At 33.9% G+C, this 24,171-nt stretch carries 23 protein-coding genes; 18 read left to right on the top strand and 5 right to left on the bottom strand.

The features are described 5' to 3' along the window. Nucleotides 1-68: 68 nt before the first annotated feature. The 4 genes from mobA to ACVBED_RS08160 are packed head-to-tail and all read left to right on the top strand — an operon-like array spanning nucleotide 69 to nucleotide 4,238. Complete coding sequence (gene mobA / locus ACVBED_RS08175) at nucleotides 69-695, top strand: molybdenum cofactor guanylyltransferase (protein ID WP_447121375.1); 627 nt, start codon at nucleotides 69-71, stop codon at nucleotides 693-695. After that, the gene (gene fdhD, locus ACVBED_RS08170; protein WP_447121374.1) at nucleotides 688-1,521 is read left to right on the top strand and encodes a formate dehydrogenase accessory sulfurtransferase FdhD; all 834 of its coding nucleotides are present in this window, start codon (nucleotides 688-690) and stop codon (nucleotides 1,519-1,521) included. Before mobA ends, fdhD begins: the two co-directional genes overlap by 8 nt. 1 nt (nucleotide 1,522) lies before the next feature. After that, nucleotides 1,523-1,894, top strand: a complete 372-nt coding sequence (locus tag ACVBED_RS08165) for a DUF7009 family protein (protein ID WP_447121373.1) — start codon at nucleotides 1,523-1,525, stop codon at nucleotides 1,892-1,894. Between the two features lie 31 nt (nucleotides 1,895-1,925). Then, nucleotides 1,926-4,238, top strand: a complete 2,313-nt coding sequence (locus tag ACVBED_RS08160) for an FdhF/YdeP family oxidoreductase (RefSeq protein WP_473094841.1) — start codon at nucleotides 1,926-1,928, stop codon at nucleotides 4,236-4,238. A gap of 5 nt (nucleotides 4,239-4,243) precedes the next feature. Here ACVBED_RS08160 and ACVBED_RS08155 read toward each other — a convergent pair whose 3' ends face one another. Together ACVBED_RS08155 and ACVBED_RS08150 are read right to left on the bottom strand one after the other, a co-directional pair. Beyond that, nucleotides 4,244-6,145 (bottom strand): DUF2207 domain-containing protein, encoded by a 1,902-nt coding sequence (locus ACVBED_RS08155; RefSeq protein WP_473094840.1) that lies wholly within the window; start codon nucleotides 6,143-6,145, stop codon nucleotides 4,244-4,246. 3 nt (nucleotides 6,146-6,148) lie between these two features. Further along, the gene (locus ACVBED_RS08150) at nucleotides 6,149-6,703 is read right to left on the bottom strand and encodes a LemA family protein (RefSeq protein ID WP_447121367.1); all 555 of its coding nucleotides are present in this window, start codon (nucleotides 6,701-6,703) and stop codon (nucleotides 6,149-6,151) included. Between the two features lie 746 nt (nucleotides 6,704-7,449). Here ACVBED_RS08150 and ACVBED_RS08145 point away from each other — a divergent pair. From ACVBED_RS08145 to murB, 5 genes are all read left to right on the top strand, one after another. Continuing rightward, nucleotides 7,450-8,040, top strand: a complete 591-nt coding sequence (locus ACVBED_RS08145) for a hypothetical protein (RefSeq protein ID WP_447121366.1) — start codon at nucleotides 7,450-7,452, stop codon at nucleotides 8,038-8,040. Nucleotides 8,041-8,116: 76 nt separating this feature from the next. Continuing rightward, nucleotides 8,117-9,001 (top strand): hypothetical protein, encoded by an 885-nt coding sequence (locus ACVBED_RS08140; protein WP_447121365.1) that lies wholly within the window; start codon nucleotides 8,117-8,119, stop codon nucleotides 8,999-9,001. 243 nt (nucleotides 9,002-9,244) lie between these two features. Beyond that, entirely contained in the window at nucleotides 9,245-10,444 is a 1,200-nt protein-coding gene (locus ACVBED_RS08135; protein ID WP_447121364.1) for a pyridoxal phosphate-dependent aminotransferase, read from the top strand. Nucleotides 10,445-10,505: 61 nt separating this feature from the next. Beyond that, nucleotides 10,506-10,907, top strand: coding sequence for a hypothetical protein (locus ACVBED_RS08130; protein ID WP_473094839.1), 402 nt, complete (start codon nucleotides 10,506-10,508; stop codon nucleotides 10,905-10,907). Then, nucleotides 10,907-11,926: a UDP-N-acetylmuramate dehydrogenase gene (murB, locus tag ACVBED_RS08125; protein ID WP_447121362.1), complete on the top strand. Its 1,020-nt coding sequence runs from the start codon at nucleotides 10,907-10,909 to the stop codon at nucleotides 11,924-11,926. The genes ACVBED_RS08130 and murB overlap by 1 nt, the downstream gene beginning before the upstream one ends. A gap of 144 nt (nucleotides 11,927-12,070) precedes the next feature. Here murB and ACVBED_RS08120 read toward each other — a convergent pair whose 3' ends face one another. Further along, complete coding sequence (locus ACVBED_RS08120) at nucleotides 12,071-12,817, bottom strand: molybdopterin-dependent oxidoreductase (RefSeq protein ID WP_447121361.1); 747 nt, start codon at nucleotides 12,815-12,817, stop codon at nucleotides 12,071-12,073. Beyond that, nucleotides 12,807-13,490, bottom strand: a complete 684-nt coding sequence (locus ACVBED_RS08115) for a cytochrome b/b6 domain-containing protein (RefSeq protein WP_447121359.1) — start codon at nucleotides 13,488-13,490, stop codon at nucleotides 12,807-12,809. Before ACVBED_RS08115 ends, ACVBED_RS08120 begins: the two co-directional genes overlap by 11 nt. A gap of 150 nt (nucleotides 13,491-13,640) precedes the next feature. Here ACVBED_RS08115 and ACVBED_RS08110 point away from each other — a divergent pair, with 150 nt between their 5' ends. The 9 genes from ACVBED_RS08110 to ACVBED_RS08070 all read left to right on the top strand — a co-directional run bounded on the left by ACVBED_RS08110 (nucleotide 13,641) and on the right by ACVBED_RS08070 (nucleotide 23,561). After that, on the top strand, nucleotides 13,641-14,660 hold the full coding sequence (locus ACVBED_RS08110) for an LLM class flavin-dependent oxidoreductase (RefSeq protein WP_447121358.1): 1,020 nt from the start codon (nucleotides 13,641-13,643) through the stop codon (nucleotides 14,658-14,660). 60 nt (nucleotides 14,661-14,720) lie between these two features. Then, entirely contained in the window at nucleotides 14,721-16,352 is a 1,632-nt protein-coding gene (gene lnt, locus ACVBED_RS08105) for an apolipoprotein N-acyltransferase (protein WP_447121357.1), read from the top strand. 191 nt (nucleotides 16,353-16,543) lie between these two features. Continuing rightward, complete coding sequence (locus ACVBED_RS08100; protein WP_447121356.1) at nucleotides 16,544-17,053, top strand: GNAT family N-acetyltransferase; 510 nt, start codon at nucleotides 16,544-16,546, stop codon at nucleotides 17,051-17,053. Between the two features lie 298 nt (nucleotides 17,054-17,351). Further along, entirely contained in the window at nucleotides 17,352-18,254 is a 903-nt protein-coding gene (locus ACVBED_RS08095) for a histone deacetylase family protein (RefSeq protein WP_447121355.1), read from the top strand. Nucleotides 18,255-18,355: 101 nt separating this feature from the next. Further along, nucleotides 18,356-18,697, top strand: a complete 342-nt coding sequence (locus tag ACVBED_RS08090) for a type II toxin-antitoxin system RelE/ParE family toxin (RefSeq protein WP_447121354.1) — start codon at nucleotides 18,356-18,358, stop codon at nucleotides 18,695-18,697. A 6-nt stretch (nucleotides 18,698-18,703) separates the two neighbouring features. Continuing rightward, entirely contained in the window at nucleotides 18,704-19,018 is a 315-nt protein-coding gene (locus ACVBED_RS08085) for a helix-turn-helix transcriptional regulator (protein ID WP_447121353.1), read from the top strand. A gap of 59 nt (nucleotides 19,019-19,077) precedes the next feature. Beyond that, nucleotides 19,078-20,532 (top strand): FAD-dependent oxidoreductase, encoded by a 1,455-nt coding sequence (locus tag ACVBED_RS08080; protein ID WP_447121352.1) that lies wholly within the window; start codon nucleotides 19,078-19,080, stop codon nucleotides 20,530-20,532. A 47-nt stretch (nucleotides 20,533-20,579) separates the two neighbouring features. After that, nucleotides 20,580-21,773, top strand: a complete 1,194-nt coding sequence (locus ACVBED_RS08075; protein WP_473094838.1) for a hypothetical protein — start codon at nucleotides 20,580-20,582, stop codon at nucleotides 21,771-21,773. Continuing rightward, a complete protein-coding gene (locus ACVBED_RS08070; RefSeq protein ID WP_473094837.1) occupies nucleotides 21,774-23,561 on the top strand; it encodes an ATP-binding protein in 1,788 nt (595 codons plus the stop codon). A 69-nt stretch (nucleotides 23,562-23,630) separates the two neighbouring features. Here the strand turns inward: ACVBED_RS08070 and ACVBED_RS08065 are convergent, their stop codons facing one another. Continuing rightward, nucleotides 23,631-24,077 (bottom strand): KTSC domain-containing protein, encoded by a 447-nt coding sequence (locus tag ACVBED_RS08065; protein WP_447121347.1) that lies wholly within the window; start codon nucleotides 24,075-24,077, stop codon nucleotides 23,631-23,633. Nucleotides 24,078-24,171 lie beyond the last annotated feature (94 nt).

Here is a 24,171-nt window from a genome sequence, read left to right as displayed (position 1 = left end):
AAATAATTCATTTACCTTTAGAATTCATTCTTTAATTGCTATAAATTAAATATCAGATTTAAAACATAATGACAAATTTGTCCAAATTAAAATATGAAAGTCTGCATGTAAATTCTGATTTTATTGGCATTGTTCTATGTGGTGGGGAAAGCAAAAGAATGAATTCTGATAAGGCTTTATTAGAATACGAAGACGAAGCACAGTGGAAAACTGTATCAAAAATGCTTCAACCTTTTTGCAAAAAAATTGTAATTTCTATTAATGAAAATCAATGGGAAAACTGGGCAAAAAATGAAGATCACCATTTCATAATTGATGATGAAAAATACAAAAATCACGGACCACTTTCTGGAATTCTGAGTGTGATTGATAAATTCCCCGAGAAAGGTTTTATAATTTTAGGAACAGATTTTCCTTTGGTTAAAATTGAACATTTAATCAAATTAAATCAAGAAAGAAGTAGTTCTTTTGATGCAGTTTGTTTTGAGAAAGACGGCTTTTTACAACCTTTAGTTTCTATTATTGAGAAGAGTTCAATTTTAAAATTAAAGGATTTTTTCAGCAATGGTAATGATTCTCTTCGGCATTTTTTGGGTGAAATTAAAACAAAAGTTATACCCGTAAATAGTGAAGAATTTTTAAAAAACATTAATACAGACCAAGCTTTTTTGGCTTTAAAAAAATACAATGGTTAAAGAATTTAAAATCAATAAAGTTATTAATTTCGGAAATGAAACGATTTCAAAATCCGATAATTTAGCCATCGAAGAACCTTTGGAAATTGCTATTAAATTAGGAAATTCAAGAGAAAAAAAATCGATTTCGGTGACGATGCGTACGCCGGAAAATGATCTGGAACTGGCAGTTGGTTTTCTATTTACAGAAGGTATTATTTATTCTAAAAATAATTTGAATTCCCCTGTTTCATCGGGATTTGAAGAAAATAAAATCACCATTAATTTTGCCTCAGATTTTAACCCAGATTTAGAAAAATTAAAAAGAAATTTTTACACCACGAGCAGTTGTGGTGTTTGCGGAAAAGAAAGTATTGAAGCCATAAAACAGGTTTGTAGAATCCCAATTATAAAACCAGACATTCCTGTAAAAATGGAAACGCTTTTTTCACTGTCTGAAAAACTTTCAACAGTTCAAAAAACATTTAAAACAACGGGCGGGATTCACGCCTCCGCCTTATTTGATTTGGATGGAAATATCCTGAATGTTCGGGAAGATGTGGGCAGACACAATGCTTTAGATAAATTGATCGGTGCTGAACTTTTAAAATATCCGGCAGAAGATTTTTCTCTTCGCAACCGTATTATTTTACTCAGCGGAAGAGCGAGCTTTGAATTGATCCAAAAATGTGCAATGGCAGGCGTTCCCATTATCTGCGCAATCGGCGCACCAAGTTCTTTGGCAGTAGAAACGGCGGAAAATTTTGGAATCACATTGGTGGGTTTTTTAAAAAATGGTAATGCGAATGTTTATTGTGGTGCAGATAAATTAGATTTAAATCATTGAAATGAAGATAAGAATTAAAGGCAACAGTATAAGATTAAGATTGACGAAAACAGACGTTCAAAATCTTAAAAAAAGCGGCTTTGTTGAAGAAACTACTATAATCGGAAATCAGCAGGTTTTTAAATATGCTTTAGTGATTGATGCCAATAAACCTCAAATTTCAGCTTCTTTTAATGAAAATAAAATAACGCTTTATATTTCAAAAAAAGAAGCATTTACTATAACAGATACGGACGAAATTACCCTTGAAGGCTTTCAGAAAAATGACGAAGAAAATGACTTATTTCTTTTGGTAGAAAAGGATCTGGAATGCCTAGATACTACTTTTGAAGACCAGTCTGATATGTATAAAAATACAAAAACGACTTGCTAAATATTAATTAACTTAGATAAAAAATAATCCTGTGTCAGAAAATAACAAGCATCAAAATCCCAGCGCAGAAAATCCAGAAAGTTTTTCCAACATAAAATTATCAGATCCTGAAACCTATGCCGCAGGAAAAAAAGCGGTTTTAGTTTCGGCTGAACACGTTTTGAAATCTATGGACGCGATTCGTGGGTTTAAAGCATTAAATCAACTAAACACATTTGAAGGTTATGATTGTCCGGGTTGCGCATGGCCGGATCCTGATGACGAAAGAAGTCCAATTGCAGAATATTGCGAAAACGGTGCGAAAGCCATTGCCGAAGAAGCGACAACAGATGTAATTTGGGAAGATTTTTTTGCACTGTATTCTGTAGCACAACTTTCTAAATTAGACGACTATCATATTGGGAAAAGTGGAAGAATTGGCCGCCCAATGTATTTGCCGGAAAATGGAACGCATTACGAACCAATTTCCTGGGAAAATGCTTTTAAAAAAATAGCCGAAAAATTAAACGCTTTAAAGTCGCCAGACGAGGCTATTTTTTACACGAGCGGAAGAACGAGTAATGAAGCCGCTTTTTTATATCAACTTTTCATCAGAGAATTTGGGACCAACAATATGGCTGACTGTAATAATATGTGCCACAAGGGAAGCGCCGTTGCACTAGAAGAAACTCTGGGTATCGGCAAAGGTTCTGTAACTCTGGAAGACCTTTATGAAGCAGAGGCGATTATTATCATGGGGCAAAATCCTGGAACGAATCATCCGCGAATGCTCTCTGCACTAAAAAAAGCAAGAAAAAATAACGCGATGATTATTGCCGTAAACCCTTTAAAAGAGGCTGGTTTGGAAGCTTTCAGCGATCCGCAGTCTATTCGAGGAATTTTAGGTGGTGAAATTCAGATCGCTACCGATTATCTTCAGGTAAAAATAAATGGCGATATGGCTTTACTGCAGGCGATTGCGAAATTTTGGTTTCAGTTTGAAAGTGAAAATCCGAATCAGGTTTTAGATCATGAATTTATTTCTAAAGAAACATTTGGTTTTGAAGAATTTCGGACTCATATTTTAGCGCAGGATTTGGATGAATTATCTAAAAAATGTGGTATTCCATTAAGTCAAATTAAAGACATTGCAGATAAATTAAAATTCAAAAATAAAATCATTATCTGTTGGGCGATGGGTTTAACGCAGCATAAAAATTCTGTAAAAACCATAAAAGAAACAGTAAACCTTTTATTAATGAAGGGAAGCATCGGGAAACCCGGTGCGGGAACCTGCCCTGTTCGGGGACATAGCAATGTACAAGGTGACAGAACGATGGGACTTTATGAAAAACCGGAAGATTGGCTTTTGGAAAATATAGAAAAAACTTTTGGTTTTGTGCCGCCTAAAAAACACGGTTTTGACGTCGTGGATTCTATAAATGCGATGCATAAAGGTGAAGCATCCGTATTTTTCGGAATGGGTGGCAATTTTTTAAGCGCGACACCAGACACGAAATATACCGCCGAAGCTTTGCAACAATGCGATCTGACAGTACACGTATCCACAAAATTAAACAGAAGCCATTTGATAACCGGGAAAGAAGCCATTATTTTACCCACTTACGGCAGAAGCGATATTGATATCCAAAATGGCGAACCACAGTTTGTGTCTACGGAAAATTCAATGGGTGTAGTTCAAAACAGCAAAGGAAATTTAAAACCTGTGAGTAAACAGTTGATGAGTGAAGTTTCAATTGTTTGTCATTTAGCAAAAGAAGTTTTTGGCGAAAAAACCAAAGTTGATTGGATGTCTTATCATAAAAACTACGATTTAATTCGGGAAGATATTGAAAAAGTAATTCCAGGATTTGAAAATTATAATGAAAGAGTGCGGGAAAAAGCAGGTTTTTATTTACCTAATTCTTCACGCGAAGGAACTTTCCCCACAAAAACTTCAAAAGCCAATTTCAGCGTTTCCTATGCAGAGATGCCTGAAATTAAAGAAAACGAATTACTGATGATGACGATCAGAAGTCATGATCAATATAATACCACGATTTACGGTATGAATGACCGATACAGAGGTATTAAAGACGAAAGACGCGTTATTTTCATGAATGAAACCGATATTAAAAAACGAGGTTTCAAAAAATTAGATATTGTTGATTTATATAATTTTCACGGCGAGGTTGAACGCGTTGCACGAAAGTTTTTGGTAATTCCCTACTCTATTCCTGAGCAATGCTGCGCCACTTATTTCCCTGAAACTAATGTTTTGGTTCCTATAAAATCTGTGGCAGATAAAAGTAATACTCCGACGAGTAAATCGGTGGTGATCGAGGTGAAAAAATCGGTAGATTAAATAAACTACCAACCGCCGCCACCGCCGCCACCGCCGCCGCCGCCAGAAAATCCACCGCCGCCGGAACCGCTTCCTGAACTTGAAGGTGGAGTCGCGGCACTACTTAAGGAATTTGTCATACTACTCGTAAAAGCACTCGCGAACATCATATTACGAAAACTTCCTCCGATATACCAACTATTTTGGTAGGGCGTATTCATCGACTGCAACATACTTTCAAATTTTTTACCCCAAATTTCATCAACACCTAAAACCATGGCGAAAGGCAAATATTTCTCAAAAATTTCCGGCGTCATTTGTGGCGGATTGTGAAATTTTATAAGTTGGTTTTCTGCGGCACTCAAATACATTTCAAAACCATTGATCAAAGATTTTTGTTCTAATTTTTCGACAGTAGGTTTTCTGATTAGATAGCTGTAAACAATTAAGCCAGAAAAGGCGATCATTAAAAATAAATAGCAATAATTAAAATTTTGATCGTTTAAAGAAGCCAACCCTAGCTTCAAACCGAAGGTTGAGATTAAAGTAAAAAATATCGGAACAATCCAAAAGAATTTAAAAGAAAACTTAAACTTGCCGAAAAACTGAACTATAAAAAAAATAGCTGTCAAAGCCGCCAAAATTATTCCGCCTAAAACTATTCTACCAAAATCGGGATCTAGGAAATAACTGATTAATAATCCTAAACCATAAAAAGCCAAAATCGCCAGCGCGGGAAAAATAAGCCGATTTTGATTATTTCCCGAGGTTAAAAAAGCATCATGTTGAAATCCTAAACTTGATTTTACTGAGTTTACCATAGTTTCAATTCCGCTATCATATTGATTATCTAAAGTCACAGAGGTTGATTCTTCATTAAATAAACGGTCAATAATTTCTTGTTCTTCTGCAGGCAAAGTTTGATCGCTTTCTTTAACTTTTGAAATTGTGTATATTTTCTTTTTAAAATGACCAAAGACTCCACCTTCTTCTTTTTCAGTAATTTTTAGATATCCTTTTATAGCTAAATCCACCACTCCTGCAGTCACGAAACTGTTGTCAAATCTTTCTTTGTTAATATATCCAAAAGAAGCGGGGGACAGATCATTTGGTGGATTAAATTGCGGATAGACCGTCGGCGAAAGTGGATCTCTTCCATATTTATCCCACGATTGATAAAAGAAATAAAACAATCCCATTAGGAATATAACTGCGGCGATTAAAATTCCGTATTCTTCTAAAAAAGTAGGCGGTGGTGGCGGCAAAATTAAACCTTTGTCAAAACCAATAGCGATTGTTAAACCTTCATTATTAGAAAAGTTTTTTGCCGAGAATGACATTTCGTTATCTGATATTTTTTCAAACGTACAATCCTGTCCCTTTTCACCGTACTTTCCGGTGTAACAAGAATTTTGTAAAATTTTTGCGCCGCCGGGTAATTTTATATTGGTAGAAATATTTTCTGTATTAAAATCCCAGGCTAAACCATTGACGTTCCAATAAAATTCATCATAATTTTTAAAAAAACCGATTTGATTTTTAGCAGTGTAATTAATTACATAATCATAAACATCTGGCGTTAAAAAAACATCTTTTTTGCCAACATAAATTACCAGATTTCCATTGCTCGTTTCTTCATGAAAATCTTCAGATTCACCATTTTTCGTTACAGAAATATCAGAATAACGAACCTGCTGCTCTCTATTATTTAAATTTCTACTTTCCGGAAGCGATCTAAAAATTCCACGTTTAATGGTATTTCCCGTTGCGTAAACTTTTATATGTTCCGAAACCTGAATGCCACCTTTTGCATTCACCACAATATCCGAGTGAAAAGAAATAATTCTTTCTTCAGTATTTAATGAATCCTTTTGTGCAAATGAAAACGCGCAAAAGTAAAGTAAAATAAAGGCAAAAAATTTTTTCAAAACTTAAAATTTTACCGATGGAACTTCTCTTTCAGCGGTATTTTCTAATTCAAAGAAAGGTGATTTTACAAATTTATACATATTCGCAATAAAATTGCTTGGGAACGTATCTACCAAAATGTTATTTTCACGAACCGTTCCATTATAGTAACGACGTGATTTTTCGATATCAGATTCCAAATTCGTCAATTCGCCTTGCAATTGTAGGAAATTAGTGTTCGCTTTAAGATCCGGATATTGCTCTGCAACGGCATTTAAATTTACCATGGCTTGACCAAGATTTTTTTCTGCGGCTTGCTTATCTTCCACCGTATTTGCATTCATGGCTTGCGTTCTCGCGCGGGTCACGCTTTCAAAAGTACCGCTTTCATGCGCGGCATAACCTTTCACGGTTTCCACCAAATTGGGGATCAGATCATAGCGTTTTTTCATCATCACGTCCATACTGCTCCACGCTTCCTGCACCATCGTGCGAAGTTTCACCAATCTATTGTAAATAGAAACTCCGTAAAGAACAAAGATCACGGCTAGCGCGAGAATTACCAAAAGAATTATCATAGTTTTAATATTTAAAAGTAAAGATAAACAATTTCCTGACGTCATTGAGAGCAAAGCGAAGCAATCCGTTGAATTTTTTAAAAATTAGGAGCAAGACGGTTTTCGTTTCTTCGAAGATTGGTACCGCTTTCCGCTGTATCTTTTTTGGCGCTCGCTTCGCTCGCACCAAAAAAGGATGCCGCTGCAATCGGGGCTAGAATTACGGGTGTTTTTTTCTTCGACGTAAAAAAAGTAATTTCTTAAATTATGGTTTTCCGTAATTTTTATTAAATTCCTTTTTCTATGTATTTGATAACAAAAAAAAGAACACTTGTCAGATATAAAGTTAAATTCATAACAAACTACAATAAACTTACATAAAATATTAAACAATTTTAAGCTTAGGTAAAACATTGATTTATAGCAAGTTTTTGACAGGTGAAGAAATAGATATATAATTTCTTAACAACGGTATTTATTTTTTAAAAGTCAATAACGGAAAAAAAAATAAATTTATGATAGCCAAATAATAGTTATTAAAACTATATCTCGAATAGAAACATTTAAATTTTTTATTAACATTTACTTTCTCTGATAAAAACATTCGAATTCTAACGCAATATTATTTCTACAAAGCCGTTTACAATTTATAATTTGAGCCAAAATCTGAAAACAAAGTAGTTCTTTAATCAAAAGAAATCTGAATTTCAGTTGGATGGCACAGAATTTGAGCTAAAGGAATAAATTATTAATCAAAAAATTTTATTATGAAAAAGTTAAATGTAAAATTATTAATGTCGGCAATCACTTTTATGATAGCAAATGCAGCAACTGCGCAACTGACCACAGCAATTACAAATGTTACTAGAGCTACAGTAGGAGTAAGTGCAAGTACACAAGCTGCAATAAATGCTGTAAAATCCACTACTGCTGCTTCAAATGCTGTAACGCAAGCTACTTTAGCTGCTACAAAAAGTGTTGCACAAGCTACAGCCCAAAGCTCTAAAGCAGCGGCAAACGCAGCAAGTGCTACTAAGGTACAATCAGATAATAACGCGAACGCTGATCTCTATTCTGACACTAATGCCAGTTCTAGCGATGGCTCTACCAGTGCGGAGAATAACACTAACGGAAATTTGAATGCAAATTCTAACACATCTGTTGAACAGTCAATGACCAAAAAATCTGCTATGGGTGCCAAAAACACAAAAAACAACGCCGAGGGAAACATTAAAAAAGTTGCAACAGTAACAAAAAATGGAGCTAAAAATACAGCAAAGTCTACAAGCAATATTAAAGGTTCAGCATCTGCAGACGTTACTGCAAAAACAGCGACTAAAACTAATGCATCGTACTAATTTAAATTAGAATAAAGGATTGTGAATGTTGTTATTCACAATCCTTTTTTTTTTAAAATAATCTTACCATTTTTTAATGAAGAAAATAGTAATATCAGCATCCACGCTTCTATTTTGCTTTTTCACAGGCAACTTATTATGGGCTCAAAATTCTCAAAAAAACAATAGTTCTGCAAAAGATTCTATCTCCAAAGAAGAAAAACTATCAATATATGCGGGAGTAGCTTATGCTTACAAACTTCATTATTTTGGCAGAACAGATGATTTACAAAGTAATGCGGTTATCCCTACAGCGATTTTAAAATTAGGAAAACACATTACCTTTAATCCATCTCTGGTTTTTATTTCTAATAAGGCATCTTCTCTCACCTATGCTGCTACTATCCTAAATGCATCCTATAATTATGGAAGGCTAGAAGGCTTTTCTGGCACCATCTCTTTTGATAAATATTTTTATAAAGACCAGACTTTGCTGGTAAAGGGTGCACAATGGGGACAAATAGGCACTAGCTTTGCAAATAATAATAAAATTATTGGAACAGTAGTCACAGCGAATCTTGCACTCGTAAAAAATAATTTTGACGTTTATACTTCAGCGGGACTAAACAAACAAATAAAAATCATAAACGGGCAAGATGTGTATCTCATTCAACCCTCGGTTACCGCAAATTTTGGAACTCAAAATTTCACCAGAGCCATTAATAAAAACAATATTATAACTCCTATAATACCTGGCTCACAACAAGTAGTAACGGAAGATTACAAAAAAATTAATTTATTAAGTTATGATTTTAGTCTTTCACTTACCTATGCCTATAAGAATTTTATTTTCAATATCTCCCCCGGCTATGTTATCCCTAAAAATGTCTTGACCGATAATGGAAATGGAACAAGACCGGAATTGGCTAAAAACACATTTTATGGCAATGCTGTTGTTGTATACAGGTTTTTAAAAAAATAGACCGCATTTTTATCACCTTGCTGCCGCACGAATTCCTTCATGTGGTCATAAATCACAAGTGTAAATTTATTTCAACACACTTTTCATAGCTTCAAAAAAAGCGATTCCCGAATTTCTAGCCCGAATTGCAGCGGCATCCTTTCCGCTTGCGGAAAGATATAGCGGAAAGCCGGACCAATTTCAAATAGAAAAACCTTCGGCTTGCTCCTAAAAAATTCTTAAATTTGTAAAAATTATTTTGTTATGCCAAAAATTTCGCAGCGTGCCGCAGAAATGCCCGCTTCACCGATCAGAAAATTAATTCCCTACTCTATTGAAGCCAAAAAAAGAGGAACGAAAGTGTACCATTTAAACATCGGGCAACCAGATATTGAAACACCGGCAACTGCGCTAAATGCTTTAAAAAATATTGATTTGAAAGTGTTAGAATATTCACTTTCTGAAGGAAATATTGAATACAGAACCGCGCTGAATAATTATTACCATTCTTTGGGTTTTGAAGATTTGACGACGGATAATTTCATCGTGACAAACGGTGGTTCTGAAGCCTTAAATTTTGCAATTTCTACGCTTTGCGATGCAGGTGATGAAATCATCATTCCGGAACCTTATTATGCAAATTACAATGGTTTCACAAGTGCTTTTAATGTAAAAGTTGTGGCCATCCCATCTACAATTGACACGGGTTTTGCTTTGCCTCCGATAGAAGATTTTGAGAAAAAAATTACCTCTAAAACACGCGCAATAATTATTTGCAATCCAGGAAATCCGACAGGATATTTATACACAAGAGAAGAATTACAAAAACTCGCAAAAATCGCGATTAAACACGACATCGTTATCATTTCTGACGAGGTTTACCGCGAATATGTTTATGATGGCAAACAACAGATATCAATGTTGGCTTTTCCAGAATTAGCGGAAAACTGCATTATAATCGATTCTGAATCAAAACGTTACAGTATGTGTGGCGTGAGAATTGGTTTTATGGTGACGCGTTCAAAAAAAATTCATGATGCAGCGATGCTTTTTGCGCAAGCGAGATTGAGTCCGGTTTTGATTGGACAAATTATTGCAGCAGCTGCGCATCAAAATGACCACGCTTATATACAAAGTGTTAAGGAAGAATACACGAAACGTAGAAATTTATTGGTGGATTTATTAAACGGAATTCCAGGTGTTATTTGTCCAAAACCAAAAGGTGCGTTTTATTGCGTGGCAGAATTACCGGTTGACGACACTGATAAGTTTGCGCAATGGCTTTTAGAAACCTATTCTCACAATGGCGAAACCGTAATGGTTGCACCGATGGGCGGTTTTTATAGCGACCCGGAATTAGGAAAAAAACAGATTCGTATGGCTTATGTTTTAAATGAAAAAGATTTACGTAGAAGTGTGGAATTATTGCAAGACGCTTTGATGCGATATAATGCAATAAAATAAATGCTTTATGTTAAAAATAATAAAGATATTGGGATTGCTGAGTATAATATTTCTTTGCTTTTTGAGCTGTAATACAACGGCACAAAAAGAAAAAAATATAAAGAGTACAATTCAGTCGGTCTCTGTTACAAATACTTTTGGAAGAGGTGGCTCTGTTAAAATTACCGCTACGAATGACTCCTTAATTTCTGTGAATAATAGTATTACTTCTAAAGAAATCCCGACAAAAAGTAAGAAAATAGATACAAAAAATTGGAATTTAATTGTTTCAAGTCTTAATTTAGACGATATCAAACTTACACAAAGTGGAAGAACCAGAGGGTTATACGATGGTCCCGATGAGATTTTTGAAATATCTACGAATGATAAAACTTACCTATTAACCAACGTAACAGATCCTTTAAAATCCAAACAACTTACAAATTTAAAAACTCTTCTTTCAAAATTGGTTTCAAATAAATAATGCAAGAAAACTTTTCTCTTAAAAACAACAACACTTTTGGCGTTAATGTTTCGGCAAAATATTTTGCGGAAGTTAATTCTGTGGAAGATTTAATAGAAATTTTAAAAAACTACGAAGCAACAACCGACAACCGACAACCATTAATTCTCGGTGGCGGAAGCAATTTGTTATTTACAAAAGATTTTGATGGCCTGGTTATTCAAATCAATTTAAAAGGAATTTCAGAAGAAGTAATTTCTGCAAATAAAATTTTAGTAACAGCAAATTCTGGTGAAAATTGGCACGAATTAGTTCAATATTGTTTGGCGAAAAATTATGGTGGATTTGAGAATTTATCATTAATTCCAGGAAATGTAGGAACTTCGCCGATGCAAAATATTGGTGCTTACGGCATGGAAATTAAAGACACTTTTGTTAATTGTAAAGTTTTAAATTTAGAAACTTTAGAAATTGAAGTGTTCGATAAAGAAAAATGTGATTTTGGTTACCGCGATTCAATTTTTAAAAAAGAAGGTAAAGGAAAATACGTCATTCTAGAAGTGACATTTAAATTAACGACAAAAAACCACCTCATCAAAACCGAATATGGCGCTATAAAAGTTGAACTGGAAGAAATGGGAATTGAAAACCCAACGATTCAGGATATTTCTAAAGCAGTGATTTTAATTAGAGAAAGTAAATTGCCCAATCCAAAAGTGATTGGAAACGCGGGAAGTTTTTTTAAAAACCCAACTATTGCCAAAGGAAATTATTTAGAATTAAAGAAAAAATTTGAAATCATTCCCGGTTACCCGAATGAAAATGGCATTAAAGTTCCTGCAGGTTGGCTGATCGAACAATGCGGTTGGAAAGGCAAACAAATTGGAAATGTCGCAAGTCACAAAGACCAGTCTTTGGTAATTATCAATGCAACCGGAAATGCGACAGGAAAAGAAATTTATGATTTCTCACAAATGATCATTGATTCAGTTCATCAAAAATTTGGAATCTTGTTGGAAAGGGAAGTGAATGTAATTTAGATGTTAGACATGAGATATTAGACATTAGACATTAGACCGAAAAAATTATTTTAATAGTTTCTGAAAACCAATTTCTCCTAAATTGAATCGGTTTTTAAATTCAATCACTAAAAGAAATCTGCTAAATGTGCGAGATAAAAAAATTTAAAATCCGCAATAATAATCATAACCCCTTTCGTACCAATAATCTTTTGGGCGCTCGTTCGAGAAATAAATACTGCCAATTCTCTTCAAATGCTTTACACCATATTTCACTGGAATAATTAATCGGATAGGATAACCCTGATTTGCAGGCAACGTTTTTCCGTTCATTTCATACGCCAAAATTGTTTGTGGCTGAATCATACTTTTACGGTCAATTCCCACATAATATTGCTTATCAGGCGTTGACATTCCAACATAATTTAATGCACTTTCATTTTCTAAATGGTATTTTTTAATAAAATCTGTGAATTTTACGCCACCCCAATTGGTGATTTGGCTCCAGCCTTCGATGCATTTAAAATTAAAAGTGACGTCCGTTTTTGGTAATTTTTTAAGATCATCAACACTCACTTTTAAAGTATCACCATTATTTCTAATCACTTGAATTGCATAATTTTCACGTTTGGGTGAGTCTTCAATTCCAATATATCCATTTACACGAACATTTTGTACGGCTTCACTTTTATCAAAAACTCTAGTTGTCTTTGCGGGATTAAAAGCTTTGTTTGCGATTTTTTCATTAATGTCTAAAGTTTTTCGCAGAGTTGAAGACGTGCCATTCTCTTGTGGTCCACCTTTCAATTTTTTAAATAAATAAATTGAGGCAAAAATAAATATTAAAAATACGCCGATAGAAATAATGGTATTTCTTCTGACGTAAGATTTGGAAACTTCTCTATTCTTCATTTTTAATATTTTTCTGTTTTTTGACTTCAAAACCCCGAACCATCGATACAAAATTTTGCCAACCTGCTACAATCACCTGAAAAACATGAACGAGAAAAAACAAGCAAAATAAAATAGTTAAGGCAAAATGGATAATTCTCGCATTTGCATAACCACCAAAAACATAGGTTAAACCACTTAATTGAACTGGTTTGTAAATGGCTAAACCTGTGAGCAACGAACCAAATCCCATTATAATTACAAGTGAGTAAGCAATTCTTTGCGCCGCGTTGTATTTAATCTGTTGGGGTTTGGATTTTCTGATTTTCAAATCATAAAGAACGACTTGAAAAGCTTCCTTGAATGAACGTTTTTGTGGAACAATTAATTTATATTCTTTTGAAAAAATTAAATATAAAACGTAAAAAACACCATTAATAAAGAAAAGCCACATAAAGAAAAAATGCAGGTTCATCCCCTCTGCCAGACGATACGGAATACCTAAAGCAGTAAAAAATTCTTTAGGAAAAAAATGAAAAATAACTGTGTCGCCAATTTTTATATTATAAACGCTGCTTGCCCAATAGATGAGCATCCCACTCCAAATCATTAAAGCGAGAATAGGGAAATTCACCCAGTGAAACCACCTGATTGCAAGCGGATGTTTTTCAATAATTTTCTCTTTTTCGTCCATTTATAAATTATTAAACTTAGGTAAAGATAAATTAAAAAGTTAATATCGATATTTTCATTTTTGAAAACCACTTGAAAAATCTTAATAAAGTAATTATGGCACAATTTCTAGCTAATCTTCAAATGGTTCAAATTTTGTGTAAATATTTATATGAAAAATACTGAACTAAAAATTTCTGCTCTAGACTTAGCTACGGTAAAAGAAAACCGAAGTTTAAAGCAAACTTTTGATGAAATATTAGGATCTGCACAACATATAGAACAATTAGGTTACGAAAGATTTTGGCTTGCCGAGCATCATAACATGGAGAGTATAGCGAGCTCTGCCACTTCCGTTTTGATAGGTTTTGTGGCCAATGGAACAAAAAAAATCAGGGTAGGTTCTGGCGGAATTATGCTGCCAAATCACAGCTCTTTAGTAATTGCCGAACAATTCGGAACTCTGGAAAGTTTATTTCCCGGCAGAATTGATCTCGGAATTGGAAGAGCACCAGGAACAGATGGTTTGACCGCGCAGGCTTTGGGAAGAAACCCAGCAAATATTAATCAACATTTTCCGCGACAGATCTTTGAACTTCAAAATTATTTTGCAGCAGATAATTCTTCCGCTGCAGTTCGCGCCATTCCTGGAGAGGGTCAAAATATTCCGATCTATATTTTAGGTTCGAGCACAGACAGCGCTTACTTGGCGGCAGAATTAGGATTGCCTTATGCTTTTGCGGGACATTTCGCACCAGAAATGATGCGTGAAGCGTTTTATATTTACAGAGAAAATTTTCAACCTTCTGAATATTTAGACGAACCTTATATTATTGCTTGTGTTAATGGAATTGCCGCAGAAACTGAAGATGAAGCCAGAATGTTAGCAACCACTCTTTATCAGGCATTTTTAAACATCATTAGGAATGACCGAAAACCCTTTCCCGCGCCTTCAATTGACATGGATAATATTTGGAGTCCAATGGAAAAAGCCGCAATTCTTCAAAAATTAAAATACAGTTTCATCGGGAATCCTGAAAGTATTGAACGTCAAATAAAAGAATTCCAAGACACTTTTCATGTGGATGAATTGATGATCACATCGCACATTTACAGTCAGGTCGCAAAATTGAAATCTTACGAAATTTTAAAAACAGCCGTGAATAATTTAAATCACGAATTGGTTCATTGATAAATCTCATACCATAAAATTAAAGCGTAAAATTTTGTAATTTTGCACTTTAATTTTTCTATGAAATACCTCATTCTCAGTCTAATTTCCGGCGTACTTCTAAGTCTTTCTTGGCCCACTTACGGCATTCCGTTTTTTATATTTTTCGCCTTCGTTCCTTTGTTAATTTTGGAACATGAAATTTCAAAATTCAGCAAAATAAAAAGAAAACCCTTGGCTGTTTTCGGCTTTAGTTATTTGGCTTTTATGATTTGGAATATTGTAGCGACAGGTTGGCTTTACAACGCATTAAATCCCGATGGAAGTCATTCTTTAATGGCAGTGATTTTTCCAGTTTTGTTTAATTCTGCAATAATGTCAATTACTTTTTTGGTTTATCACAAATATAAAAATGCCGCAGGAACTTATTTCGGATTGGTCTTTTTTGTGGTGATTTGGATGGCAATGGAAAAATTAACTCTAACCTGGGAATTTTCCTGGCCGTGGTTAAATTTGGGAAATGCTTTTGCAGATTACCCAAAGGTTATTCAGTGGTATGATACTTTTGGCGCAACAGGCGGCACACTTTGGATCTTATTAATTAACGTTTTTGCCTTTTACACCTTAAGAATTTGGGAAGCGGGGCGAAAACCAAAAAATTTATTTAAAAATTTAGCCATTTTAGGCGCGATAATTTTCATTCCAATAGTCATTTCTTATGTTAAATATGAGCGTTTTAATGACAAACCAATTGGCAGTGTAAAAGTGGTTTTATTGCAACCAAAACTCGATCCTTACAATGAAAAATATACCAAAGACAGCATTCAAATTTTACATGATCTACTAAGAATTGCAGAAGTAAAACCGGATGCAAAAATTGATTATTTCATAGGTCCGGAAACTTCACTTCCTGGCTCTGGCTCCATTTCTGAGACCGGATTTCAACAAAGTTTAATTTTAAATACCGTTAAAGATTTTCTAAGAAAACAGCCAAATTCTATTTTCGTTACGGGTATTTCTTCGCATAAAGTTTACCGAAACAATTCCCCAAAAACCGAAACTGCTTATCAGGTTGCACCCGGGATTTTTGTAGACAGTTTTAATTCTGCCGTTCAAATAATGCCCGATAAAAATGTGGAAGTCTATCACAAAGGAAAACTCGTTCCTGGTGTGGAAATGTTTCCTTATATCAATTATTTAAAACCAATTTTGGGTAATGCAATGATCAATTTAGGTGGAACGACGGCCTCTCTCGGAATGGACAAGATCCGCAAAGTTTTTACCAATCCATATAACAAAGGAAAACTTGCGCCCATCGTCTGCTATGAAAGCATTTACGGTGATTACGTGACGCAATATGTAAGAAATGGCGCTAATTTTCTAGCAATTATGTCGAACGATTCCTGGTGGGGTTTTTCGCAAGGTCACAAGCAATTAATGGCTTATGCGAGACTTCGCGCGATTGAAAACCACCGTGAAGTGGCACGCTCTGGAAACAGCGGAATCTCTGCGCACATCAATGCGCGCGGCGATGTATTGGAAGATACTTTATATGGCGATCAAACAGCACTTCCTGCAACAATTCAATTGTATAATAGTCTTACTTTTTATAGCAGAACCGGCGATTTATTGTCAAGCATTTGTATTTTTGCACTCGGCTTTTTAGTGATTTATTATTATGGCGAAAAATGGTTGGCTCGTAAAAAACCGTAACAAATTCAGAATTAGAAGCAAGACGCTTTCGCTTTATTCGAAGTTGCGTCCCGCTTTCCATTGCAATCTTTTTTTGCGCTCGCTTCGCTCGCGCAAAAAAAGGATTTTCATTTCAATCGCGGCTATTTAGATATTTAATTTTTTCTTTGAAGCAAAAAACCATAGAAAAAAAACTTAATTCAACCTTAATAATGCTTATATCAAAAAGTACTTCAGAAGATCTACCAGAAATTTTCAGACTTTATAATTTGGCGACCGACTATCAAAAAGTTCATTTTCCTGGAAATGTATGGCCTGAATTTAACTCTGATTTCGTAGCTCAGGAAATTCTGGAAAACAGACAATTTAAAATAGTCATTGATGATAAAGTTGCCTGCGTTTGGGCGATTACTTTTAAGGATGCGCAAATTTGGGAAGAGAAGGAAAATAACGACGCTATTTATATTCACCGCATTGCGACAAATCCAGAATTTAGAGGTAAAAATTTCGTAAAAACAATCGCAGATTGGTCACGAGAATTTGCCAGAGCACAACACAAAAAGTTCGTCAGAATGGACACTTGCGGAGAAAATACGGTTTTAATAAATCACTATAAAAACTGTGGCTTTAATTTTTTAGGAATGCATAAACTGAAAGACGCGTCTGACCTTCAAGCTCATTATCAGAATGCTGAAGTTTGTTTTTTTGAAATCGAATTATAATCGAAGTAAACATTATTTCATTATTTAACAAATTAAAATGACTATTTTGAATGACTTAGGAAATGGAAGCGTTAAGAAATTTTGAAGAATTTTCGTTAAAAATTTCCAGTGTTTGAGTGGCGGCGAAAAATTGAATGTAATAAGAAAAAAAATCTTTCCGCCCGAGTTTGGAAATTTTAGAAAATTCTTTAAAATTTTAGCTGGAATTTCCGGTCTTGAATTTTTGTTTCTTTTGCTTCAAGGCAAAAGAAAAGATTAAAAAAATTGTTAATAAAACGACACAAAATTAAAAATCTACATGCTTCCAATTGCTTTCCATCCCATTTACAAACATCCTTTGCCGGAAGGTCATAAATTCCCAATGTTGAAATATGATCTTTTACCTCAGCAATTGATCTTGCAGGGAATCGCCGAAGAAAGTGATTTTTTTGCGCCAGAAGTTGTGGATTTAAAATATGTTTTGGCAATTCACGACAAAGATTATGTCGATTCATTATTGAATTTAACTTTAGATGCAAAAGCACAAAGAAAAATTGGTTTTCCCTTATCTGCCGAATTAGTTGAGCGCGAATTAAGAATCACGCAGGGGACAATTTATGGTTGTGAAAAAGTGCTGCAAACCGGTGTCGCTTTCAATATTGCGGGCGGAACACATCACGCATTTTCAAATCGCGGCGAAGCATTTTGCATGCTGAATGATCAGGCAATTGCCGCTCAATATTTATTGGTTAAAAAATTGGCCTCAAAAATTTTAATCATTGATCTTGACGTTCATCAGGGAAATGGAACCGCAGAAATATTTCAAAACAATCCCAAAGTTTTTACTTTTTCAGTTCACGGAAGAACCAATTATCCTTTTAGAAAAGAAGAATCAGATTTAGATATTGCTTTGGAAGATAAAACTTCGGACGACGCGTATTTAAAAATCATTGATGAAATGGTGCCAAAATTAATTGAACAAGAAAAACCGGATTTTATCTTTTATTTAAGCGGTGTTGATATTTTAGATTCAGACAAATTAGGAAGATTGGGTTGCACTTTAGACGGCTGCAAAAAACGCGATGAAATTGTTTTCTCAAATTGCAAAAAATTTGAAATACCGATTCAAGTAAGTATGGGCGGCGGTTATTCGCCTGAAATAAAAACGATTATTGATGCGCATGCGAACACTTATCGGGTTGCGGCGGATTTGTATTTTTAGATTATCATTTAGAGTAAGTTTAATAATTAGAGAAATTTTAAACAAAAAATTAGTTTCCATTTAACGAAACTTTTGTATCTTTGATAGCACAAGAAAAATAAATGGAAAAAAGATTTGAAGTTATTTTTTTAGAAGAAGCATTTGAGTTTTTAAAGAAACTTGATAAAAAACATTACGAAAAAATAATCTTTAATATTAGAAAATCTGAAAACCAAAACAATCCTGCATTATTTAAAAAACTAAATGATGAAATATGGGAATTTAGAACTTTATACCAAGGCAAACAATACAGATTACTTGCATTTTGGGATAAAACAGATCATAAAAACACGTTGGTAATTTCATCAAATGGATTTGTTAAGAAGCAAAGTAAAGTTCCTGATAATGAAATTTCTAAAGCGAAAAATTTGAGAAAATTATATTTTGAAGATAAACTTAAATAAAAAATCATGAAAACATATACAATCGGAGAAGTAACAGATGAATTAGTTGGTAAAATCGGAACAGAAAATAGAGATAAATTTGAGTACGATCTACAAATGGATTTAATTGGAAATGCCATTAAAGAAACAAGAAAAGAAAGAAATTTAACACAGGAAGATCTGGGGAAATTAATTGGTGTACAAAAATCACAAATTTCAAGGTTAGAAAACAATACAAGCAACGCAACTATTGAAACTATTATGAGGGTTTTTTCAGCATTGAAGGCAAGTGTAAAATTGCAAATAGAATTACCAAATCTACAAATAAGCGTCACAAAATAAAAATTAAGAATAGTCTTGAAAAGGACAAAATATTAATTTTTAGACAAGAAGTCATAATAATGACCACCAAAAAAACTTCCTTCTCAGTTTGCCCCGATTGCAATGGAATCGGCAAAAAAAAGCGCCGACTGAAAAAAAGTACAAAACTTCGGTATCAAAAAAAACTGGAAGAATTTGAAAAATCCAATAGCGTAGGAATTGAACCAATTCGTCCGGAAGCACATCTTTATACCTGCGAAAAATGTTCGGGTTCGGGATTAATTCTTGCTGAAAAATTTGCAATTCCCGACGCAGAAAATTTTCCACATGTCGCGATTATTGGTGGCGGAATTGGCGGTGTTGCGCTTGCAATTGCGTGTTTGCATCGCGGCATTCCTTTTACACTTTACGAGCGCGATTCCAGTTTTGATGAACGTTCGCAAGGTTATGGACTCACTTTGCAACAGGCGAGCAAAGCCATTGAAGGATTTGGGATTTTCAATCTCGAAAAAGGCGTCGTCTCTACAAGGCATTTCGTTCATACGTCCGACGGAAAAGTGGTCGGCGAATGGGGAATGAGAAAATGGCTGGAAACTAATTCCGCTATAAAAGATACACCGAAAAAAACCAATGTTCATATTGCCCGACAATCTCTGCGTTTGGCTTTGCTTGAACAATTGGGTGGAAATAATTCCGTAAAATGGGGACATCAACTGGTAAATTTTAAGGAAAATAAAGTAGGAAAAACAGAACTTAATTTTCTAGTTGAGGGAAAAATAAAAACCGAAAAAGCCGATCTTGTTGTTGGTGCCGATGGCATCAGAAGTGCCGTTCGTGAATTATTGATAGTGGAAGAAATTTCGCCGTTGCGTTACCTGGACTGTATCGTGATTTTGGGGATCTGTACTTTGTCTGCGCTCGGAAATCTGGATTCTTCTTTGTTGGATTCAGCCACAGTTTTTCAAACGGCAAATGGAAATGAACGAATTTATATGATGCCTTTTGACAAAGATTCCGTGATGTGGCAGTTGAGTTTCCCGATGACCGAAGAAGAAGCAAAAATTTTAAGTGCAAAAGGAAAAAAAGCGCTGAAAGAAGAAGCGATCCGCAGAACACAATGGCACTCGCCTATCCCAGAGATTTTAAAAGCCACGCAGGAAAATCAGATCTCCGGTTATCCGGTTTATGACCGCGCTTTGCTGACTTCAGAACTATTAAAAAGTTGTGGAAACGCCACACTAATTGGCGATGCGGCGCATCCGATGAGTCCGTTTAAAGGACAGGGCGCCAATCAGGCTTTGCTGGATGCACTTTCATTGGCTCGTGAAATTTATAAAAACTGCAAACCTTTATCTAATTGGCGAACAACGGAAATTAGAAAAAGTGTTTTAACTCAATTTGAAAAAGAAATGTTAGAACGCAGTGCCACAAAAGTAGAAGATTCTGCCGCTGCGGCGCAATTTCTGCATTCTGAAGTGGCTTTGTTTAAAGGCAATGAACCGAGAGGACGGGTTTTGAAGAGGAAGGATTTGTGATAATTTGATATTATTGAAAATATAAAAAACTGTAGAATTACGTATATTTGAAAGAAAAACAACTAATAGTAATAAAAACAAAATTAAAATTGATGGATGGTGGTTATTATGCAATCAAAGGTTTTGAATATCAGATTGATAAGTCAATTCTTGAAGTTTTATCATGCAGTAATGTAGATGAAGAGATTTTTATTGAGCAAATTCAAGATATAAATACAAATAGTTTTGTGATACAAGTTAAGTATAAGGAAGCATCCAAACTTGTTCCTTCTAGAATTAGAGAACCTATTATTCAGTTGATTAATGAGTTTATAAAAGATTCAAATAAGTATTATATTTTATATTGCTACTTCTACGATTTAAATGGTTATTCAGATAATGTTGATTTAAATTTTTTAAATACTATTTTAGGAATTGAACGTGAAAAGTACACCCCAAAATCTAAAAATGAATTTTTACTAAAATTTAAATTAATTTTCTCTGAAACATTTCATGATCAATTTCAAAACGCGTTAGTCAAATTGCAAGAATTTAATTTTTGTAATTCAAAAGAAGAAGCGATATATTATTACTCAATTCTCGCAGATTACTTAAGAAAGAAAGTTGTTGAAAATCCTCCTAGCCAAATTGAACTAAGGAAAGTTTCTAAAAAAGAAATTTCTGAACATTTAGAAAAAGGAAGAAAAATAGTATTTACATCGAGTTTTAAAGAATATAAGGGTGAACAATTTTACTTTAAATTTTTAAAAGATCAATTTGTAAAACCACACAAAAATCAAGACATTTTCATTATCGTTGGAAATATTATAGAAACTCCCAATTTAAAAATAGAATCATTAATATTAAAAATTATATTAAAGCACTATGAAAAAGCCACTTACGATATAAAGCCATTAAATTTTATAATATCTGATAGCAAAATAGTGGAAGTGAAAAAAAATCTTTTAAGAGAAAAGTGCCCTTACAACGATGGTTATGAAACGATAGAATTTAACGAAAAACTATTTTTCTCACCACCAATAATTAATAGAAAAATTAGTGGCAAAAAAGTTTCGGATACATTATCAAAAACTTCATTTCAGTCCCGTATTTTAACAAAAACAAATTTTGATCAATTAACTGAAATCAATGGTAATCCAATGTGGATAATATTAGAAGAAGAAAAGCATATCTTGATACAAAATACTAGTTACCAAATTATAAAAAATCTAAATACAGATCAAATACTAAAACTTTTTTAAATGGACTCTAACAATTTTAAAATTATAAATGTTTCTTCAACTTCAATAAGCATAGAAATACTTGATCCAAGTCAATTTCATGAACAATTTAATTTAGGTAGTTATATCAAGATTCCATATAAAAACAACGACAGTAAGTATGTTGTCGGAATAATTGATAATTATAAGATAAGAGATCAAGATAATGGAGCGGAAAATACTGAACCTGTAGACCCCTCATTTATTTTAGAGGTTAAACTTACTGGTACTTTAGACCTTAGTAATGGAGGTTCTGTTTTTGAAAGAGGAGGTCATGGAATTCCCCTACCTCCTAATAATGGAATATCCCTTTTAAATACTGATGAACTAAAAAGTATTTTTACAACAAGGATATCAGAAAATGAAAAATTTACTTTTTCAAAATTAACAACTACAAACCTTAGTATTCCAATCAATGGTAATAAATTTTTTAATAAACACTTCGCAATTGTAGGTTCAACTGGTTCAGGCAAATCGCATACAGTTGCAAAAGTACTTCAAGAAGCAATATCAGCAAAAAGCACTGGATTTGCGGGTTTGAATAATTCACACATAGTTATATTTGATATTCATGGTGAATACGAACAAGCATTTCCATCTGCACAAATTTTAGATGCTTCCAATTTATCTTTACCATATTGGATGTTGAATGGAGATGAACTCGAGCAAATGTTTTTAGATACAGGTGATAGAAACAACTATAATCAATCATCAATATTAAGAAAAATCATTACTGAAAATAAGATAAAGTATAATGAAAAAATAGAGAAAGTTCATTTTGATTCTCCTATCAAATTCGATATTAAAGAAGTATTTAATTGTTTATCTAATTTTCAGAACGAAACAATCAACGCAAAAGCAAATGATAAAGTAATGATCCGTGAACATGCTGGGAACTATACTGGTTCAAATTCAATTACAGATTCTGATGGATTACCACTTGATTCAAAGGGAAGGATAGAAAAATATTTTTCAGAAATTTATGATTTTATACCAAATAGAGGTTCAAATGTTAATAAGGGAGTATACGCTGATGGAACTTTAGACAAATTTATTGAACGACTCGAAAACAAAATAAACAATTCTCGTCTCCAGTTTCTTTTTGGAGAAAACTCAAGAGATATTAGTTTCGAAGAAACTGTAAAACAATTTATAAGTTATTCTGATAGCAAAGAATCTAACGTAACAATCATAAATCTAGGTGGGATTCCGTTCGAGGTTTTAAGCATAACAGTTTCATTGATTTCAAGGATCCTTTTTGATTTTGGGTTTTACTACAGCAAATTAATAGAACAAGGACAAAGACATGAAACTCCACTTCTTCTTCTATATGAGGAAGCACATATCTACGTCCCAAAAAGTGATCTATTAAAATTTAGATCATCAAAATTGGCAATAGAACGTATTGCAAAAGAGGGAAGAAAATATGGAATAACTTTAGGAATTGTTAGCCAAAGACCTTCTGAAATTTCAGAAACAATTTTCTCGCAGTGCAACAACTTTATAGCAATGCGACTAACTAATCCGGAAGATCAAAATTATGTAAAAAGATTGCTTCCGGACACATTAGGTAATCTAACCGAAACTCTACCGACACTTCAAGCGGGAGAAGCATTACTCATTGGTGAATCTATTGCGCTTCCTTCCTTGGTTAAAATTGATCCCTGTGACCCCAGTCCTAAATCTTCGGATATACCATATTTTGAGATTTGGAAAGATGAATGGAAAGAGATTGCCTTCCAAAAAATATTGGAAGAATGGAAAAGTTAAGATGAAAAATATCAAAAAAGCACAATCTCAGTACGAAATTGTGCTTTTATATTTTTAAAATAGAAGAAACTAATCTTCCATCGCTTCACCATTCTTGCGGTAAATAAATTTGCCATAAATATGTCTTCTGGCAAAACGACTCGGGGAATCTGAGTTGACCATTTTGATATAAGTATTACGCGGTACACCGATGTACTCAAACTTTTTACCATTGGTATGCTGCACTTTCAAAATTGATTTCTCAATATGGAAATCCTGGATCATTGATTTTGAAATCGTTTCCGTGTATTCTTCTTTGTATTTTTCCTGCGTTTCTGGGTTGATGCTCACCAAGAAATGATAAGCTTCGATTACCGTTTTACTTTTTTCTTCTGCTTCCAGTTTTGCCGCTTCATCATCCACAAATTTATCAGGATGCGCATCTTTCATCGTATTTCTGTAAATTGTTTTTAAGTCTTTTAAAGTAGCGGTTTTATCAACGCCAAGGGTTTTTCTGTGTTCACCAATTCTTTTCATAATGTAAAGGTCTATTTTCGGGGTGCAAAATTAGTTTATTATTTTTTAATTCAACTACGTAGAATTACCTGATTTTCATGAAATTAATCAGAAT

It is taken from the genome of Halpernia sp. GG3, from assembly GCF_052976925.2.
This window is presented reverse-complemented; position numbering and strand designations above follow the sequence as displayed.

Coding starts and splice junctions, on each gene's coding strand:
- ACVBED_RS08140 (WP_447121365.1), top strand. CDS start 8,117: ATGAAGAAAATAGTAATATCAGCATCCACGCTTCTATTTTGCTTTTTC.
- ACVBED_RS08110 (WP_447121358.1), top strand. CDS start 13,641: ATGAAAAATACTGAACTAAAAATTTCTGCTCTAGACTTAGCTACGGTA.
- ACVBED_RS08080 (WP_447121352.1), top strand. CDS start 19,078: ATGACCACCAAAAAAACTTCCTTCTCAGTTTGCCCCGATTGCAATGGA.
- ACVBED_RS08090 (WP_447121354.1), top strand. CDS start 18,356: ATGGAAAAAAGATTTGAAGTTATTTTTTTAGAAGAAGCATTTGAGTTT.
- ACVBED_RS08095 (WP_447121355.1), top strand. CDS start 17,352: ATGCTTCCAATTGCTTTCCATCCCATTTACAAACATCCTTTGCCGGAA.
- ACVBED_RS08150 (WP_447121367.1), bottom strand. CDS start 6,703: ATGATAATTCTTTTGGTAATTCTCGCGCTAGCCGTGATCTTTGTTCTT.
- ACVBED_RS08085 (WP_447121353.1), top strand. CDS start 18,704: ATGAAAACATATACAATCGGAGAAGTAACAGATGAATTAGTTGGTAAA.
- ACVBED_RS08065 (WP_447121347.1), bottom strand. CDS start 24,077: ATGAAAAGAATTGGTGAACACAGAAAAACCCTTGGCGTTGATAAAACC.
- ACVBED_RS08165 (WP_447121373.1), top strand. CDS start 1,523: ATGAAGATAAGAATTAAAGGCAACAGTATAAGATTAAGATTGACGAAA.
- fdhD (WP_447121374.1), top strand. CDS start 688: ATGGTTAAAGAATTTAAAATCAATAAAGTTATTAATTTCGGAAATGAA.
- lnt (WP_447121357.1), top strand. CDS start 14,721: ATGAAATACCTCATTCTCAGTCTAATTTCCGGCGTACTTCTAAGTCTT.
- mobA (WP_447121375.1), top strand. CDS start 69: ATGACAAATTTGTCCAAATTAAAATATGAAAGTCTGCATGTAAATTCT.
- ACVBED_RS08145 (WP_447121366.1), top strand. CDS start 7,450: ATGAAAAAGTTAAATGTAAAATTATTAATGTCGGCAATCACTTTTATG.
- murB (WP_447121362.1), top strand. CDS start 10,907: ATGCAAGAAAACTTTTCTCTTAAAAACAACAACACTTTTGGCGTTAAT.
- ACVBED_RS08135 (WP_447121364.1), top strand. CDS start 9,245: ATGCCAAAAATTTCGCAGCGTGCCGCAGAAATGCCCGCTTCACCGATC.
- ACVBED_RS08100 (WP_447121356.1), top strand. CDS start 16,544: ATGCTTATATCAAAAAGTACTTCAGAAGATCTACCAGAAATTTTCAGA.
- ACVBED_RS08070 (WP_473094837.1), top strand. CDS start 21,774: ATGGACTCTAACAATTTTAAAATTATAAATGTTTCTTCAACTTCAATA.
- ACVBED_RS08115 (WP_447121359.1), bottom strand. CDS start 13,490: ATGGACGAAAAAGAGAAAATTATTGAAAAACATCCGCTTGCAATCAGG.
- ACVBED_RS08120 (WP_447121361.1), bottom strand. CDS start 12,817: ATGAAGAATAGAGAAGTTTCCAAATCTTACGTCAGAAGAAATACCATT.